The organism is Lactobacillus sp. WILCCON 0149 (assembly GCF_057197965.1).
In genome coordinates, this window is record NZ_JBUBHO010000050.1 from 1 (window position 1) to 265 (window position 265).

General features: G+C 47.5%; 1 protein-coding gene. It reads left to right on the forward strand.

Going from position 1 to position 265, the window contains the following annotated elements; all coding sequences use genetic code 11:
- Positions 1-103 precede the first annotated feature (103 nt).
- Positions 104-265 (forward strand): IS66 family insertion sequence element accessory protein TnpB (gene tnpB / locus ACYVUV_RS12435; protein WP_274606500.1); only part of this gene is annotated, 162 nt, incomplete at its 3' end.

A 265-nucleotide genomic window follows, 5' to 3' on the forward strand; every position in this document is an offset into this window, starting at 1 on the left:
AACAGGCTCGTTCTCAATCTGAAGTCCAATGGAGTTGAGCTGTCATTTTACAGTGATGCCACTAGCGAGCTTATGCTCGAAGTCGTGGACAGGTTCTTGAGCCATGATTAATCTGGCTGAATTAGGTCGCGTGTTCATTGTTTGTGGTAAGACCGACATGCGCCGAGGAATCGATTCGCTTGCTTACATAGTTAAGAAGAGCTTCAATCTCGATCCCTTCTCTGGATGCGTCTTTCTCTTCTGCGGTAGCCGAAGAGATCGCTTC